This window comes from Pseudomonas sp. NY8896 (assembly GCF_039634505.1).
In genome coordinates this window covers 1454279-1469929 of record NZ_CP132350.1, presented here as the reverse complement: position 1 = coordinate 1469929, position 15651 = coordinate 1454279, and the positions used below count along the sequence as shown (strand labels likewise).

At 61.0% G+C, this 15651-nt stretch carries 16 protein-coding genes and 1 pseudogene; 11 read left to right on the top strand and 6 right to left on the bottom strand.

Annotated features, from left to right (window positions below):
• The first annotated feature begins 146 nt into the window (after positions 1–146).
• Both Q9451_RS06485 and trmA read left to right on the top strand, forming a co-directional pair.
• Positions 147–1442, top strand: a complete 1296-nt coding sequence (locus Q9451_RS06485) for an NCS2 family permease (protein WP_012274185.1) — start codon at positions 147–149, stop codon at positions 1440–1442.
• Positions 1439–2524, top strand: a complete 1086-nt coding sequence (trmA, locus tag Q9451_RS06480; RefSeq protein ID WP_012274186.1) for a tRNA (uridine(54)-C5)-methyltransferase TrmA — start codon at positions 1439–1441, stop codon at positions 2522–2524. Before Q9451_RS06485 ends, trmA begins: the two co-directional genes overlap by 4 nt.
• 43 nt (positions 2525–2567) lie before the next feature.
• Here the strand turns inward: trmA and pcaG are convergent, their stop codons facing one another.
• Together pcaG and pcaH are read right to left on the bottom strand one after the other, a co-directional pair.
• Positions 2568–3173, bottom strand: coding sequence for a protocatechuate 3,4-dioxygenase subunit alpha (pcaG, locus tag Q9451_RS06475; RefSeq protein WP_012274187.1), 606 nt, complete (start codon positions 3171–3173; stop codon positions 2568–2570).
• A 10-nt stretch (positions 3174–3183) separates the two neighbouring features.
• Positions 3184–3903 (bottom strand): protocatechuate 3,4-dioxygenase subunit beta, encoded by a 720-nt coding sequence (gene pcaH / locus Q9451_RS06470; RefSeq protein WP_012274188.1) that lies wholly within the window; start codon positions 3901–3903, stop codon positions 3184–3186.
• A 200-nt stretch (positions 3904–4103) separates the two neighbouring features.
• Between pcaH and Q9451_RS06465 the strand changes: the two genes are divergently transcribed.
• The gene (locus Q9451_RS06465) at positions 4104–4997 is read left to right on the top strand and encodes a neutral zinc metallopeptidase (protein ID WP_012274189.1); all 894 of its coding nucleotides are present in this window, start codon (positions 4104–4106) and stop codon (positions 4995–4997) included.
• Between the two features lie 173 nt (positions 4998–5170).
• Positions 5171–7090, top strand: a complete 1920-nt coding sequence (locus Q9451_RS06460) for a methyl-accepting chemotaxis protein (protein ID WP_012274190.1) — start codon at positions 5171–5173, stop codon at positions 7088–7090.
• A gap of 130 nt (positions 7091–7220) precedes the next feature.
• On the opposite strand, the gene ggt is transcribed toward Q9451_RS06460, so the two are convergent.
• The 3 genes from ggt to Q9451_RS06445 form a co-directional block, all read right to left on the bottom strand.
• A complete protein-coding gene (ggt, locus tag Q9451_RS06455; RefSeq protein ID WP_012274191.1) occupies positions 7221–8888 on the bottom strand; it encodes a gamma-glutamyltransferase in 1668 nt (555 codons plus the stop codon).
• A 117-nt stretch (positions 8889–9005) separates the two neighbouring features.
• Positions 9006–9902, bottom strand: a complete 897-nt coding sequence (locus Q9451_RS06450) for a LysR family transcriptional regulator (protein ID WP_041166788.1) — start codon at positions 9900–9902, stop codon at positions 9006–9008.
• A gap of 87 nt (positions 9903–9989) precedes the next feature.
• Positions 9990–10580, bottom strand: coding sequence for an NAD(P)H-dependent oxidoreductase (locus Q9451_RS06445; protein WP_012274193.1), 591 nt, complete (start codon positions 10578–10580; stop codon positions 9990–9992).
• Positions 10581–10742: 162 nt separating this feature from the next.
• On the opposite strand from Q9451_RS06445, the gene Q9451_RS06440 reads away from it, so the two are divergent.
• Positions 10743–11057: a putative quinol monooxygenase gene (locus Q9451_RS06440; protein WP_012274194.1), complete on the top strand. Its 315-nt coding sequence runs from the start codon at positions 10743–10745 to the stop codon at positions 11055–11057.
• Here Q9451_RS06440 and Q9451_RS06435 read toward each other — a convergent pair.
• Entirely contained in the window at positions 11047–11811 is a 765-nt protein-coding gene (locus Q9451_RS06435; protein WP_012274195.1) for a sulfite exporter TauE/SafE family protein, read from the bottom strand. The two genes, Q9451_RS06440 and Q9451_RS06435, sit on opposite strands and share 11 nt — an antisense overlap.
• A gap of 78 nt (positions 11812–11889) precedes the next feature.
• On the opposite strand from Q9451_RS06435, the gene Q9451_RS06430 reads away from it, so the two are divergent.
• The 6 genes and pseudogenes from Q9451_RS06430 (at position 11890) to Q9451_RS06405 (ending at position 15531) form a co-directional block, all read left to right on the top strand.
• The gene (locus Q9451_RS06430; RefSeq protein ID WP_012274196.1) at positions 11890–12771 is read left to right on the top strand and encodes a LysR substrate-binding domain-containing protein; all 882 of its coding nucleotides are present in this window, start codon (positions 11890–11892) and stop codon (positions 12769–12771) included.
• 24 nt (positions 12772–12795) lie between these two features.
• A pseudogene (locus tag Q9451_RS06425) lies at positions 12796–12962 on the top strand (cation transporter); the annotation flags it as partial.
• Between the two features lie 96 nt (positions 12963–13058).
• A complete protein-coding gene (locus Q9451_RS06420) occupies positions 13059–13403 on the top strand; it encodes a cupin domain-containing protein (RefSeq protein WP_003258412.1) in 345 nt (114 codons plus the stop codon).
• A gap of 295 nt (positions 13404–13698) precedes the next feature.
• Positions 13699–14187 carry a type VI secretion system tube protein Hcp gene (locus tag Q9451_RS06415; protein WP_012274197.1) on the top strand — a complete coding sequence of 163 codons (489 nt, stop codon included), beginning with the start codon at positions 13699–13701 and terminating at the stop codon, positions 14185–14187.
• A gap of 10 nt (positions 14188–14197) precedes the next feature.
• Complete coding sequence (locus Q9451_RS06410; protein WP_012274198.1) at positions 14198–15175, top strand: hypothetical protein; 978 nt, start codon at positions 14198–14200, stop codon at positions 15173–15175.
• The gene (locus tag Q9451_RS06405) at positions 15175–15531 is read left to right on the top strand and encodes a hypothetical protein (protein WP_041166590.1); all 357 of its coding nucleotides are present in this window, start codon (positions 15175–15177) and stop codon (positions 15529–15531) included. The genes Q9451_RS06410 and Q9451_RS06405 overlap by 1 nt, the downstream gene beginning before the upstream one ends.
• Positions 15532–15651: the final 120 nt, after the last annotated feature.

The following is a 15651-nucleotide window of genomic DNA, read 5'->3' as shown; positions in this document are numbered from 1 at the left end:
GCGACATTGATTACCGCTCACCGAGCATGCTGGTATGATGCGCGGCTTTTTTCCTCCCCACACAAAACCACGGCAACCGGTACGGTCTGTGCTTTGCTGATGGGGTCGATACATTCATGGCGCCGGGGGCGCCTTGGGGAGCGGGCATGCTGGAAAGGCTGTTTCAACTAAAAGCACACAACACCAACGTGCGCACCGAGATTCTTGCGGGCGTTACCACCTTCCTGGCCATGGCCTACATCCTGTTCGTCAACCCGAGCATCCTCGGCGAGACCGGCATGGACAAAGGGGCGATCTTCGTCGCCACCTGTCTGGCTGCAGCCATCGGTTCCACCACCATGGGCCTGATCGCCAACTACCCGATTGCCCTGGCACCGGGCATGGGCCTGAACGCGTTCTTCACCTACACCGTGGTGCTGCACATGGGCCACACCTGGCAGGTGGCGCTGGGGGCGGTGTTCCTGTCGGCGGTGATGTTCTTCCTGCTGTCGATCTTCCGCATCCGCGAATGGATCGTGAACAGTATCCCGTTGCCGCTGCGTTCGGCGATTGCCGCCGGTATCGGCCTGTTCCTCGCGCTGATCGCCCTGCATAACGCTGGCATCGTCGTCGATAATCCGGCCACTCTGGTGGGCCTGGGCGACCTCAAGCAACCCGCACCGATCCTCGCCACCCTGGGTTTCTTCCTGATCGTCGGCCTGGAATCGCTGAAAGTGCGCGGCGCCGTGTTGATCGGCATCCTGGCGGTGACCATCGCCTCGATCGTGATGGGCGTGACGCCGTTCGGTGGCATCGTCTCCATGCCGCCGTCGCTGGCCCCAACCTTCTTGCAGCTGGACATCGCTGGCGCGCTGGACGTCGGCCTGGTCAGCGTGATTTTCGCCTTCCTGTTCGTCGACCTGTTCGACAACTCCGGCACCTTGATCGGCGTGGCCAAGCGCGCCGGGCTGATGGGCAAGGACGGCCACATGCCGAAGATGGGCCGCGCCCTGATCGCCGACAGCACCGCCGCCATGGCCGGTTCGCTGCTGGGCACCTCGACCACCACCAGCTACATCGAATCCGCTGCGGGCGTGAGTGCCGGTGGCCGCACCGGCCTGACCGCCATCGTGGTGGCCGTGCTGTTCCTGCTGGCGTTGTTCTTCGCCCCGCTGGCCGGTAGCGTACCGGCATTCGCCACCGCCCCGGCCCTGCTGTTCGTCGCAGTGCTGATGGCCTCTGGCCTGGCGGAAATAAACTGGGACGATGTCACCGAAGCCGCACCGGTGGTGGTGACCGCCCTGGCCATGCCGCTGACCTACTCGATCGCCAACGGCATTGCCTTCGGCTTCATCTCCTGGACCGCCGTCAAGCTGATTTCCGGCCGCCACCGCGACCTGAACCCGGCCCTGGTGATCCTTTCCATCCTGTTCGTCATCAAGCTGGGCTGGTTCAACGCATGAGTGCTGCTTTCGACCCCTCCTCCTACGCCACCCAGCTGGACGCCAAGGTGGCCCGGCTGCGCGAGCTGCTGGCGCCGTTCGGCGCGCCGGAGCCGGCCGTTTTCGACTCGCCGCGCGAGCACTACCGCCTGCGCGCCGAATTCCGCCTGTGGCGCGAGGATGGCCAGCGCCACTATGCCATGTTTGCCCAGGGCGATAAGCACAAGGCGATCTTGATCGACGATTTCCCCATTGCCAGCCAGCGCATCAATGCCCTGATGCCGCGCCTGAAGGCGGCTTGGCAGGCCAGCGAGGAACTGGGCAACCGCCTGTTCCAGGTGGAGTTCCTCACCACCCTGGCTGGCGATGCGATGATCACGATGTGCTACCACCGCCCGCTGGACGAGGCATGGGAAGTGGAAGCGCGGCAACTGGCTGAAGCGCTGGGCGTAAGCGTCATTGGCCGCTCCAAGGGCAAGCGCCTGGTGATCGGCCGCGACTACGCGATTGAAGAACTCGACGTGGCCGGCCGTGTGTTCAGCTACCGCCAACCGGAAGGCGCGTTCACCCAACCCAACGGTGCGGTGAACCAGAAGATGCTCAGTTGGGCCTTCGAGGCCATCGGTGAGCGTGAGGACGACCTGCTGGAGCTGTACTGCGGCAACGGCAACTTCACCCTGCCGCTGGCTACCCGTGTGCGCCAGGTGCTGGCCACCGAAATCAGCAAGACATCGGTCAATGCCGCGTTGAGCAACCTCGACGAGAACGCTGTGGATAACGTGCGGCTGGTGCGGTTGTCGGCAGAGGAGCTGACCCAGGCGCTGAATGAGGTGCGACCCTTCCGTCGACTGGAAGGCATCGACCTGAAAAGTTATGAGTTCGGTACCGTGTTCGTCGACCCGCCGCGGGCGGGGATGGACCCGGATACCTGCGAGCTGACCCGGCGCTTCGAGCGGATCCTGTACATCTCGTGCAACCCGGAAACGCTGGCGGCAAACATTGCCCAGTTGCAGGACACGCACCGTATCGAGCGGTGTGCGTTGTTTGACCAGTTCCCCTATACCCACCATATGGAGAGCGGGGTTCTACTGGTCAGGCGCTGACCGTCGCACCTTTGGGGCCGCTTTGCGGCCCCAAAGGTTTGAATCAGAAGTCGAAGAAGACTGTCTCCCCTTCCCCCTGAATACGGATATCAAAGCGATATGCCGTCTTCCCATCCACTTCGCAACGCTTGGCAATCAAGGTTTCACGCCGCTGTGGCTGTTCGATCAGGTTGAGCACCGGGCATTTGGCATTGGCCTGGGCCTCATCATCGAAATACAGGCGCGTGTGCAGGTGAATGTTGATGCCACGGGCAAACAGGCTGATGTTGATGTGCGGCGCCATTGGCACGCCAGCAGCGTTGTTCACCACACCCGGCTTGACCGTGTGCAGCGTCCACTCACCGGCATCGAAGGTGGTAGCGGTGCGGCCAAAGCTGTTGAAGGCGTTTTCCAGGTTGTAGGCATCCTGGTACTCGCCGTTGGCATCTGCCTGCCACACTTCCAGGAACGAATCGCGCACCAGGTGGCCGTTACCGTCGTACACCTGGCCGATCAGCAGAATGTGCTCGCCCGGCGCGTCAGGCTTGGCCAGGCGGTTCCAGATTTCCTGGTCGCGGGTCGGGTTGCCGGCCGCTTCCAGGGCCAGGCCGATGTGCACGTAGGGGCCGGCAGTCTGCGAAGGGGTTTCCGGCAGCAGTTCGATTGGCATGGCGGGTTCCTCAGCAGTTTTCGAAGTGGGTCTTGCGCTGGCCACGCAGCACGATGTCGAAGCGGTAGGCCAGGCAGTCCATCGGGTTGGCGTTGCTCATGTCGAGTTTGGCGATCAACTGCTGCACAGCTTCAGGGTTTGCGATCGACTTGACGATCGGGCACATCGGGATCAGCGGGTCACCCTCGAAATACAACTGGGTAATCAGCTTGGTGGCGATCGACGGGCCGCTGATGGCGAAGTGGATGTGCGCCGGGCGCCAGTCGTTGGGGCCATTGCGCCATGGGTACGGGCCCGGCTTGATGGTGCGGAAACTGTAGTAGCCGTCACGGTCGGTCAGGCAGCGGCCAACGCCACCGAAGTTCGGGTCCAGCGGCGCCAGGTAACGGTCGTTCTTGTGGCGATAGCGGCCGCCGGCGTTGGCTTGCCACATCTCTACCAGGGTGTTCGGTACAGGCTTGCCGTACTGATCGACGACACGGCCGGCGACGATGATGCGTTCACCGATCGGCAAGCCACCGTTGTTGAAGTTCAGCAGCAGGTCATGGTCGTGGGTACCGAAGCCCAAGTGGGAAAAGTCCGGACCAGTGGTTTCGCTGATCGACTGCGGAATGCTGACCAGTGCCTGGCGCGGCGAGCGGGCGATGGACGTTTTGTAGTCAGGCGTAAGGGCTTTGGGGTGCCAGTTGCGATCACGGATCACGAAGCGGCTGTTGTCCTGTGCGGGCATGCCGGTTTCCTCTCTTGGAATTATCTGAACGCCTGGGCGTGGCAGGCGGACTTACAGTTTCCGACAGGTCGCGCACGATGAATATTGAAATCAACCACACGAAACATAACCAAATGGTTATGCATAAACACTTTGCCCTGACACTCGCCGCTGTCGTGAACTAATCTTTGTCTTCTTGTTTCACGCTCGGGAGAGCACTCATGGAATGGCGAAAAGGCCGACGCAGCGACAACGTGGTCGATGCCCGAGGCGAGGGTGGCGGTGGCGGCGGCATGCGTTTCGGCGGCGGCAAAGGGCTGGGGCTCGGGGCGATTCTGCTGATCGTCGGTATCGGCTGGCTTACCGGGCAGGACCCGTTGCAGATTCTTGGCCAGCTCACCGGCCAGATGGAACAGCAGCAGCAACAAACGGCGCCCAGTGGTGCGGGCGGCAAGGCGCCGCCGGCCAACGACCAGCAGGCCGATTTCGTCGCCTCGGTACTGGGCGATACCGAAGACACCTGGAAGGCCCTGTTCGCCGAGGCCGGCAAACAATACCGCGACCCCAAGCTGGTGCTGTTCAGCGGCCAGGTCAACTCGGCGTGTGGCTTTGCCTCCGCAGCGGTCGGGCCGTTCTATTGCCCGGCGGACCAGCGGGTGTACCTGGACATGTCGTTCTTCCGCGAAATGGAAACCCGCTTCGCTGCGGCCGGCGACTTTGCCCAGGCTTATGTGATCGCCCACGAAATCGGCCACCACGTGCAGACACTGCTGGGCGTTTCGGCAAAGGTCGATGCCGCACGTCGCAGTGGCCAGCGGATGGAGGGCGACAACGGCTTGCTGGTGCGCCAGGAGTTGCAGGCCGACTGCCTGGCCGGTGTTTGGGCCTACCAGGCCCAAAAGCGCCTGAATTGGCTGGAGCCAGGTGACGTCGAGGAAGCGCTGAATGCGGCCAATGCCATTGGCGATGACCGCCTGCAACAGCAGGGCCGTGGGCGTGTGGTGCCGGACTCCTTCACCCATGGCACTTCGGCGCAGCGGGTGCGCTGGTTCAAGACCGGGTTTGCCGAGGGTGAAGTGAACAGCTGCGATACCTTCAGTGCACGTAACCTCTGACACGGATTGGGGCCGTTTGGCGGCCCCAATCATCCAGTTACAAATCTGCTGAAAAAGCGTTTCAGCTTCCCCCATCATTGCCGATAACTCCTGCACGAGTCAGCGGGCATCCAGAACAACAACGCCTGGCGATCGAAGATCAAAAGAGCGAAATCAACTTCTGGAGAGCGTGCATGAACAGCTGGTTCGCCAACATCAGCGTCAACCTCAAACTCGGCCTGGGCTTCGGCCTTGTGCTGGTCCTCACTGGCCTGCTGGCCCTCACCGGCTGGACCAGCCTGGGCAGCCTGATCGACCGCAGCAACTGGATGGGCGATATCGGCCAGTTGAACAAGGATCTCACTGACCTGCGCATTGCGCGCCTGCAGTACATGATCGCCAACGGCGACGATACTGCCGCCGCCAACACCCAGGCCAAGCTGGACGCCTTCAGCAAGCAGCAAGCCTACCTGGCCACCACGTTCAAAAGCCCGGAAAACATCAAGCTGCTGGGTGAGCTGGGCGACACCATCAGCGCCTACAAGCTTTCGCTGAACAAGATGCGCCAGGGCTACGACGCCACCCGCAGCGCACGCGTTACCATGGACAGCTCGGCCACCCGTGCCGACCAGGCCATGGACGCCCTCAGCCAGGAAGTGATGGCACGCCCCGAGGCGGACAGCGTGCGCCTGGCCCAGTACCAACTGATCAGCAAGGCCCGCCAGCAACTGCTGCAGGTACGCATCGATGTGCGCGGCTACATCGCCGACAACAGCAGCGCCAACGAGCAGGCCGCCCTGCGCCAGCTGGATGCAGCGCTGGCCGACATCGACAACCTCAAGCGCCAGCTGCCCGCCGAAGACGCCCGCCTGCAACAGTTCGAAAGCTCGGTACTGGCTTACCGTGACGCCGTGCGCCAGTTCCGCGATGCGGTCGCCAACATCACCACCTCACGTGCCGAAATGACTGTGCAGGGCGCCGATATCGTCAAGCGAAGCGATGCGCTGTACCAGATCCAGCTGCAGCGCCGTGACATCGAGAGCACCCAGGCCCGCAGCCTGCAGGCCATCGCAACGTTGCTGGCGCTGCTGGTCGGTGTGCTGGCAGCGGTGCTGATCACCCGCCAGATCACTCGCCCGTTGCACGACACCCTGGTGGCCGTGGAGCAGATCGCCAGCGGCGACCTTACCCAGCACATGCGCGTCACCCGCCGCGACGAACTGGGCGTACTGCAGCAAGGCATCGCGCGAATGGGCACTACCTTGCGCGAACTTATCAGTGGCATCCGCGATGGCGTCACCCAAATCGCCAGCGCCGCCGAAGAGCTGTCGGCAGTAACCGAACAGACCAGCGCCGGCGCCAACAGCCAGAAGGTCGAGACCGACCAGGTAGCCACCGCCATGCACGAAATGGCCGCCACCGTTCAGGAAGTGGCGCGCAATGCCGAGCAGGCCTCGCATGCCGCAACCGGTGCCGATGACGAAGCCCGCGCCGGTGACCGCGTGGTGGGCGAGGCGATTGGCCAGATCGAGCGCCTGGCCGAAGACATGCACCGCTCCACCGAGGCCATGACCCTGTTGCAGCAGGAAAGCCAGAAGATCGGTAGCGTGATGGACGTGATCAAGTCAGTGGCCGAACAGACCAACCTGCTGGCACTCAACGCGGCGATCGAGGCGGCGCGCGCCGGCGAGGCCGGGCGTGGCTTTGCCGTGGTCGCCGACGAAGTGCGCGGCCTGGCCCAACGCACGCAGAAGTCCACCGAAGAGATCGAAGAGCTGATTGCCAGCCTGCAGCAGGGTACCCAGCAAGTGGCCAGTGCCATGCAGGGCAGCCGTAGCTTGACCGACAGCAGCGTCGAACTGGCGCGCAAGGCCGGGGCTTCGCTGGAGAGCATCACCAGCACGGTGTCGAGCATTCAGTCGATGAACCAGCAGATTGCCGCGGCGGCAGAGCAGCAGAGTGCGGTGGCTGAAGAGATCAGCCGCAGCATTCTGAATGTACGTGATGTGTCGGAGCAGACGGCGGCGGCCAGTGACGAGACGGCGTCGGCGAGCGTTGAGCTGGCGCGGTTGGGTGGGCAGTTGCAGACACTGGTCAGCCAGTTCCGCGTCTGACTTGAAGCCCCTGGGGCCGCTTAGCGGCCCATCGCGACGCAAGGCCGCTCCTACAGGAAATCGCGTTCCCCTGTAGGAGCGGCCTTGTGTCGCGAAAGGAGGGCGAAGCCCTCCCAGCGCCCGAACAGGCTTACTTGACGATCATCCCCACCCCACGCCCACGCGGATCGGAAGCGGTCTCAAGCTTCGCCCCATCCACCCGGATCGCCTGGATATCGCCCATCTCCCAACCCTGGTCCTCCAGCACGTAACCCATCTTCTTCAGTTCATCAGCTACCGGCCCGGTCAGGGGCGCATAGCTGTCAAAGTAGATGGTGTCCTTGGGCAGCAACTGATGGTGCACCCGCTGCGCCGCCACCGCCTTGTCCAACGGCATGCCGTAGTCGTACAGGTTGTTCATCACCTGGAAGATCGAGGTGAAGATCCGTGAACCACCCGGGGTACCGATCACCAGCTCGACCTTGCCATCGCGGGTCATCAGGCTAGGGCTCATCGATGAAAGCATGCGCTTGCCCGGTTCGATGGCGTTGGCATCACCGCCGACCACACCAAAGGCGTTAGCCGCACCCGGTTTGGCGCTGAAATCATCCATCTCGTCGTTCAGCAGGAAGCCCGCGCCCTTCACCACCACGCCACTGCCGTAGTCGAGGTTGAGGGTGTAGGTATTGCTGACCGCATTGCCTTGCTTGTCGACGATCGAGAAATGCGTGGTCTGGTGCGGCTCCAGCCCTGGCTTGACCTTGTCGGTGTCGGAAATGGCCTGCGGGTTGACCTGCGCGGCGCGCTTGGCCAGGTAATCCTTGGCCACCAGCTGGTCCACCGGCACCTTGGTAAAGGCCGGGTCGCCAAGGTAGTCGGCACGGTCGGCGAACACCCGCTTTTCGATCTCTGCCAACAGGTGGATGTACTGCGCCGAGTTGTGCGCCACCCCTTTGAAGTCCGCCGCGCGGTCTTCCTTGATGCCCAGCAACTGGGCCAGTGCCACGCCACCGGAGCTCGGCGGTGGGGCGGTGTACACCACATTGCCGCGCCAGCTTACGGCCATCGGCTCACGCCACACGGCCTTGTAGTCCTTCAAGTCTTCTTTGGTGATCAGGCCTTTGTCGGCCTGCATCTGCGCCACCAGCAGGTCGGCGGTCTTGCCCTGGTAGAACTCGCTCACGCCCTTGTCGGCGATGCGCTCCAGGGTCTGGGCCATTTCCGGCTGTTTGAACAGCTCGCCAACCTTCATGTTGCCGAAGTAGTCGTTGAAGTTGGTCGCTGTCTTGAACATGCCCTGGGCATCGTTGCGGTACTGGTACTGTTTTTCCGCCACCTTGAAGCCGTTTTTCGCATAGCCGATGGCCGGGGTCAGCAACTCGCTCCAGGGCAGCTTGCCGAACTTCTGGTGCGCCTCCCACAAGCCCATCACCGTACCGGGTACACCAGCGGCGCGTACACCAACCAGGCTCAGGTTCTCGATGACCTCGCCCTTGTCGTCCAGGTACATGTTGCGCGTGGCGGCCTTGGGCGCGACTTCGCGGTAGTCGAGGAAGTAGGGCTTGCCGTCGATGAACAGGGTCATGAAGCCGCCACCACCGATGTTGCCGGCCTCGGGGTAGGTCACCGCCAGGGTGAAGGCGGTTGCCACTGCGGCGTCCACCGCGTTGCCGCCCTTTTTCAGAATGTCGGCGGCTACCTGTGCACCATATTGATCAGGTGCGGCCACCGCGCCGCCCTCCAGGTTGGCGGCGTAAACCGAGGAACAGCTCAGAATCGCGGCTGCGAGAGCCAGGTACTGGAACGGGACAATACGCATGACACTTCCTTGGTGTTGTTTTTGTTGAGCAGTCAGTAAGGCCGAAGCGCTTCGACTGTGCAATCAACCGTAGGAAGTTTCGCCGCCTGTGGGCAGGATTTGTCGCGTTCAGGCAACTCAGCAGGCGTACATCGCCAATTTGCGCTGGATGAAGTCCAGGAAGCACTGGATACGCAGCGCCAGCTGGGTGTTGCGGTAGTAGACCGCGTGGATCGGCTGACGGTAGCCATTATTGGCTTCGCCCAGCAGCACTTGGAGGCGCCCGGTGCGGATGTCTTCGTGGGTCATGAAATGCGACAGGCTGACGATGCCCTCCCCGGCTAGCGCCAGCTGGCGCAGGGTCTCGCCACTGGAGGCGAGCAATGCCGGGCGGATGCTGAAGCGGTCGCCCTGGGCGTGGCGCAGTGGCCAATGGTTGAGCGATTCGGGCTGGCTGAAGCCGAGCAGGCAGTGGTTGGCCAAATCCTCGACGCGCTGCGGTGTGCCGTGCTGCTCCAGGTAGGCAGGGCTGGCCAGTACCTGCACGGGGCTGCAACCCAGGTTGCGCGCATGCAGGCTGGAGTCGGCCAGCTCACCGATGCGGATCGCCACGTCGGTGCTCTGCTCCAGCAGGTCGATGATCAAGTCGTCGGTGTTCAGCTCCAGCTCGATGCCCGGGTACTGGCGGCGGAACTCGCCGATCCACGGCAGGATGGCATGCAGCATGAACGGCGCAGCGGCGTTGATGCGCAGCCGCCCGGAGGGGGTCTGGCGGTTCATCGAGAGGCGCTCTTCCATCTCGTCCATCTGCTCCAGGATCAGCCGCGAACGCTCGAGGAAGAAACGGCCCTCCTCGGTCAGGTCCATGCGCCGGGTGGTGCGGTTGACCAGCGTGGTGCCCAGCTTGCCTTCCAGCCGCGACAGGGTGCGGCTGACGGCGGAGGGGGTCTGGCCCATCTGGTCGGCGGCGGCGGAGATCGAGCCGCAGTCGATGACGGCGACGAATACCTGGAGTTCTTCGGATCGGGTTATCACACGATTGGCCTTGGCAGGGGTATGCGGTGATTGATAGCGGGTCATCGGAGTCTGTGCAAGGGGCCGCTGCGCGGCCCCAACCTCCCATTACTGCGCCTTGCCGAATACCTTGTCCAGATGGGCTTCATACGCTGCCAAGGCAGCCGGCACATCCGGCCGCTTCATCACATCCACCGCCAGGAAGGTCGGCAGGCCGCTCATGCCAAGGAACTGGTTGGCCTTGTGGAACGGGAAGTAAACGGCATCAACACCCTTGCCTTCGAAGAAATCGCTCGGGTCATCGAACGCCTGCTGCGGCGCGTTCCAGGTCAACGACAGCATGTACTGCTTGCCGTGCACCAGGCCGCCGCTGCCGTACTTTTGCGAGTGGTCCGAACGGGTGCGGCCATCATTGGCGTAGAGGCTGCCGTGGCCTGCCGTGAAGACTTCGTCGATGTACTTCTTCACCGTCCACGGCGCCCCCATCCACCAACCCGGCATCTGGTAGACGATCACATCAGCCCAGAGGAATTTCTCCACCTCTGCCTGCACATCGTAACCACCGTCAATGAATGTCTGCTGCACGTCGAACCCGGCGCGGTCCAGATGAGCGAGGGCCGCTTCGTGCAAGGTTGCGTTGAGACGGCCATCAGAGTGAGCGAACTGTTTACCACCATTGAGCAGAAGGATCTTTTTCATGCTGGCCTCCACGGCCGAATCAAAATTCAGGCCGGCAGATTAGAGGCTCACGGGTGTGGGATACAGCAGTGACAGGGCAAAATACAATTGATCAGAAGTCACGAATTGGCAATGAATTATTGCCGTAGAATCAGCTCACCAACCATCATCGAGTAGCGCCCCATGAGTGAGCAGTTCGCCTTCATCCTCAAAGCCAAGACCCGCCCGGAAATGGCTGATGCGTTCGAAACCCTGTTCCGCCCCTACGTCGAGCCAAGCCGCCAGGAGCCAGGCTGCATCGAGTACCACATGCTGCGCGACAAGGAAGACCCGAGCCTGTTCGTGTTCTTCGAAGTGTGGGCCGACCAGGCTGCACTGGACGTGCATTCGGCCCTGCCGCACATGACTGCGTTCTTCGAAAAACGCATGGAATACCTGGAGCGCGATTTCGATATCCAGCGGGTCGACATGCTCAGCGCATCATCTGCTAACCGTTAATCAGCAGATGGCCGCCGAGTACGGCCAGGCCGATGAAGAAGCAACGCTTGAACAGCAGCGCACTGATGCGCTGACGCAGCCACTGCCCGGCCAGCATGCCAAGCAGGGCCGGCGCCAGCATCAGCAGCGATGCCCCCAGCGCCTGGCCACCCAGGGCATCCTGCCCGGCCAGGCCAACGGCCAAGGCCAGGGTCGAGACCGTGAATGATAGGCCCAAGGCCTGGATCATCTGCTCTCGGCTCAGACCCAGGCTCTGCAGGTAGGGCACAGCGGGCATCACGAACACCCCAGTCGCCGCCGTGACCACGCCAGTGACCAGGCCGCAAAGCGGCCCCAGCCAACGCTCGTGCCCCGCAGCCACATGAAAGCCCAGGCCGACCAACCCGTACAACGCATAGACCAACAAGGCGGCTCCCAACGCGTGGGCAGCCCACGGGCCGCTGTTGATTCCCAGCCAGGCGCTGCCCAGCCATGTACCGACAAAGATCATCACCAGCATCGGCCCCAGCCGCACCAGCAACGCCCGCAGGTGCCCACCGCTGGCCAACTGCCAAAGATTGGTGAGGGTCGAGGGCACGATCAGCAATGCGGCAGCCTGCGCCGGTGACATGGCCAGGCCCAGCAAGCCCATGGCAATGGTCGGCAGGCCCAGGCCGATCACCCCCTTCACTGCACCAGCCAGCAGGAAAGTCAGTACCACCAGCAGCGAGATTGCTGGGCCAATGTCCTGGTAGAAAGTGAGCAAGGTAGTCATGGGGCCGATGATGGCGTACAGCGAACGAGGTGAAAATCTGCCATATACTCAGCCAGCCTCTTGCCAAGACAGAGCCACATGCACTTCGACCTGATCGACCTCAAGCTGTTCCAACACACCCTGGAGTGCGGCAACATCACCGCCGGCGCCAGCCGCAGCCATCTTTCACTGGCAGCGGCCAGTGCGCGCATCCGCGCCATGGAAGCCTCGCTGGGTATTCCTTTGCTTGAGCGTAACCGTCGTGGCGTACAACCGACGCCGGCCGGCCAGGCGTTGTTGCAGCATGCGCGGCTGATAACCCAGCAAGTCGAGCGCTTGCAGTTCGACCTAAGCCAGTATGCGCAGGGGCAGCAAGGCCAGGTGCGCCTGCTGTGCAACACCGCTGCGCTTACCGAGTACCTGCCCGAACTGCTGGCCAGCTTCCTGGCGGAAAACCCCGGTGTCAGCGTGGACGTGCAAGAGCTGCCGAGCTTGCGCATCGTGCAGTCGATTACCCAGGGCATCGCCGACCTGGGCATCGTTTCCACCGCTGCCCCCAGCGAGCATCTGCAAACCCGGCCGTTTCGCGACGACCCGATGGTGCTGGTGACACCGCTGGGCCACCCGCTGGCCCATGCAGCCGCGCCCAGCTTCATCGAAAGCCTGAGCCATGGCTATGTCGGCCTTGGGGCTGGCAGCGCGTTGGCACTGTACCTGGAAGAGCAGGCGCTGCGCGAGGGGCGGCGCATGCGGATTCGGGTGCGGGCAGAAGGGTTTGACGGGGTGATTCGCATGGTGGCGGGCGGTGCAGGTGTCGGGGTGGTGCCGCTGGCAGCGGTGCAGCGCTGGCAAGGGATGTTGCCGTTGCATTGGGTAGCGCTTGAGGAACCATGGGCCAACCGCAAGTTGCTGGTATGCGCGCGGGATTTTACTGCGCTACCGGGCTATGCCGCAGGGCTGGTCACCACACTCTGCGGCTGAGGTAATCAACAAGTGCAGGTAGTGCCGGCCAGCATCACCGACCTGCATTTATGGCGCGTGGGCAAAGACCGGTACGCCTGCAATCTCGGCTGGCCAGCCAAGTCGCTCTCAGCGCCAACAGCGTGCGCCAGGCTCTGGGCGGGCACGAAGAACTGGCGCACATCACCGTCGAGGTAAAGCGCCTGGCATAGCGCGGGCAGGCAGCTGGACGTCGAGCCCAGGCAACTGCGGCTCGGCCGATGGGCCTATGGTGACCCGTCATTCAGCCAGTCACCAGGAGTTGTGCCATGTCCGATTTCATCACCGTCCTGCGCGAAACCTGCCCGACGCCGGTCGTGGACGCCACCAAGTGGAAGCGCATCGGCGGCGATCCGCACACCGTCAACCTCAATGCCTACCTGTCTGCCGACGGCAGCAAGATCATGGGCACCTGGATCTGCACCCCAGGCAAGTTCGAGGTCAACTACGAGAAGTGGGAGTTCTGCCACTTCCTCGATGGCTACTGCATCATCACCCCGGAAGGCGAAGAGCCGAAACACCTGAAAGCGGGTGATGTGTTCGTGATCGAACCTGGGATGAAAGGTACCTGGGAAGTGGTCGAGACCGTGCGCAAGTATTTCGTCTTTGCCTGATCAGTAATCTCCACCCGATAGAGGCCCTGTGGAAAACGCTAAATTTCCCACAGGGCCAGAAACACTCTTGAACAATTTGTTTGAACAAGGCAACAAAAGAGCGTGAATTAATCAAAGCATTGAACCACAGTTACATGGCCTTACACATCCCCGCCCATTTCTGTAGTCCTTTTCTGAATCTAATCCCTACCTCTCAATGTGTATTGCCCTCGCAATCACTCAGGCCTAGCCTGCACTGACTGCCCCCATTCGTGGGTAGCATTGTCCAATCAAAAGTTGCCAGGGAGAGGTAGACATGGCTTTCGATGCATATATTCAGATTGACCGTATTCCAGGCGAAGCACGGGACGAAAAATACAGTCAATGGATTGAAGTACTTAGCTATGACTTTGGGGTCAGTCAAAGTACATCCGCCACTGCAAGCTCGGCTGGTGGTGCCACATCCGGCCGAACCTCCGTCACCAACTTCACATTCACCAAATACCTCGACAGTGCCAGCTGCAAGCTGATGGAGGCCAGTTGTACAGGGCAGCATCTCAAAGCGGTGAAGCTGGCACTCTGTCGCGCCGGCGGTGACAAGCTCAAGTATTACGAAATCATTCTGGAAGAAGTCATCATTGCCGAGTACTCGCAGAGCGTCGACACCGGTGTACCGCTTGAAGTAGTACAGCTCAACTACGGTCGAATCAAGACCACCTACACCCAGCAACGGCGCATCGATGGCGGCGGTGGCGGCAACATCGCCGGCGGCTGGGACCGTATCGGCAATAAAAAATACGCGTGAGGCTCAAGTCATGTCCGAAGCCCGCGCGTTTCTCAACCTCAAGCTGCAAAACTATCATCGGCTCAAATCCGACCTCGCACTGAGCGGCCATGCGCTGGAAAAATTTGATGTTCTAAATTCGCACATTGCCAATACGGTGGTGCGTAGCGGTGAGCTTATCATCATTGGCGACCCCACCACGGCTTCCTGCACCAGCCAGGAAGCCTGGATGATGAGGCAGGCTGCCATTGTGCACATGGGGCTGATGCGCAACGGCCAAGGTGTGGATAACTTCTTTCTGGATAATTTCGAGACTTTGAAAAGCCTGATCGCGCATGCGTCAATGGGCGCTGGAATGGTCAGTGACGGATGGAGCAGGCACCTGAAGGCTATCGAGGTCACCTTGATGGATATCGAAAAACTCCACCAGCAGTTTCTTGGGTCAGGAACGATGACAGCCCGCGAACAGTTCTATGCGAAGCGATCGGCCTTGTTCATGAAACTGGATGAACAGTTGGGCAAGATGGCGGCTTATGGTTCAGGCCTGAGAAACAAGGGATCGATCAAAAGGACGCTGGGAATATCCACCAAGCGTTATATTCACACAGGCGAAATAGCCGGTTACGCCAACAAGGTAGCCAGTGTCGCGAGGGCATCCAGCTTGATCAAACAAGGAACTTACATAGGCGTAGCACTTGAAATCGCAGCCACTGGACTGGATATCCACAACGCTTGTACGCTCGGTCACGAAGAGGATTGCACAAGGGCAAAGTACATCGACGGAGGCTCACTCGTGGGAGGCCTTGCAGGAGGCGGTGCAGGCGGATATTTGGGTGGAGCTATTATCGCGCCAGTTTTATGCGCAGCGATCGGGTTACCAACAGGTGGAACAGGTGGGCTTCTTTGTGCAGTTATAATTGGTGCCGCAGGCGCCACAATTGGAGGCAAGGCTGGTGGGGAGAAAGGTGAAGCTTACGGCGATTTTTTGTATAGAGCGCTCTCAAACTGATGGCTATTGAAGATGGGATCATTGCAGCCGTCATTATAAATTTGATTATCATCACAATGATCACTCAGTTTTTTGTCGCCTCACGACGCACAGAATATTTTGAATCCCTATTCCCCAAAAGCAAATATATAAAACAAAACAAACTACTCTACGAGCGAGCCGGATCAATCGGCAAGATGATGCGCACGGGCGCAATCTCAACAGTACTTGCATTACCATCTTTTTTTACAAAAAGAAATCTAGTAGATAGGCAAGAGATCGAAGGCTTTCCGAAAAAAACCAAGATCTTACTTGTAACACTTTGGGCGCTGCACATCACTCTATTCAGCGCCTTGATAATAGCGCATTACCTATAACGGTTTAGCAAGCGCATTACGTAACTTGCAAACAATATGGCTGCCAACACAATAAAAAAATCGCGGGCGGGTCCCCTTCCCTCTGGTGCGCAGTTACAGAGGAAAGGCCGCCCGGTCCGC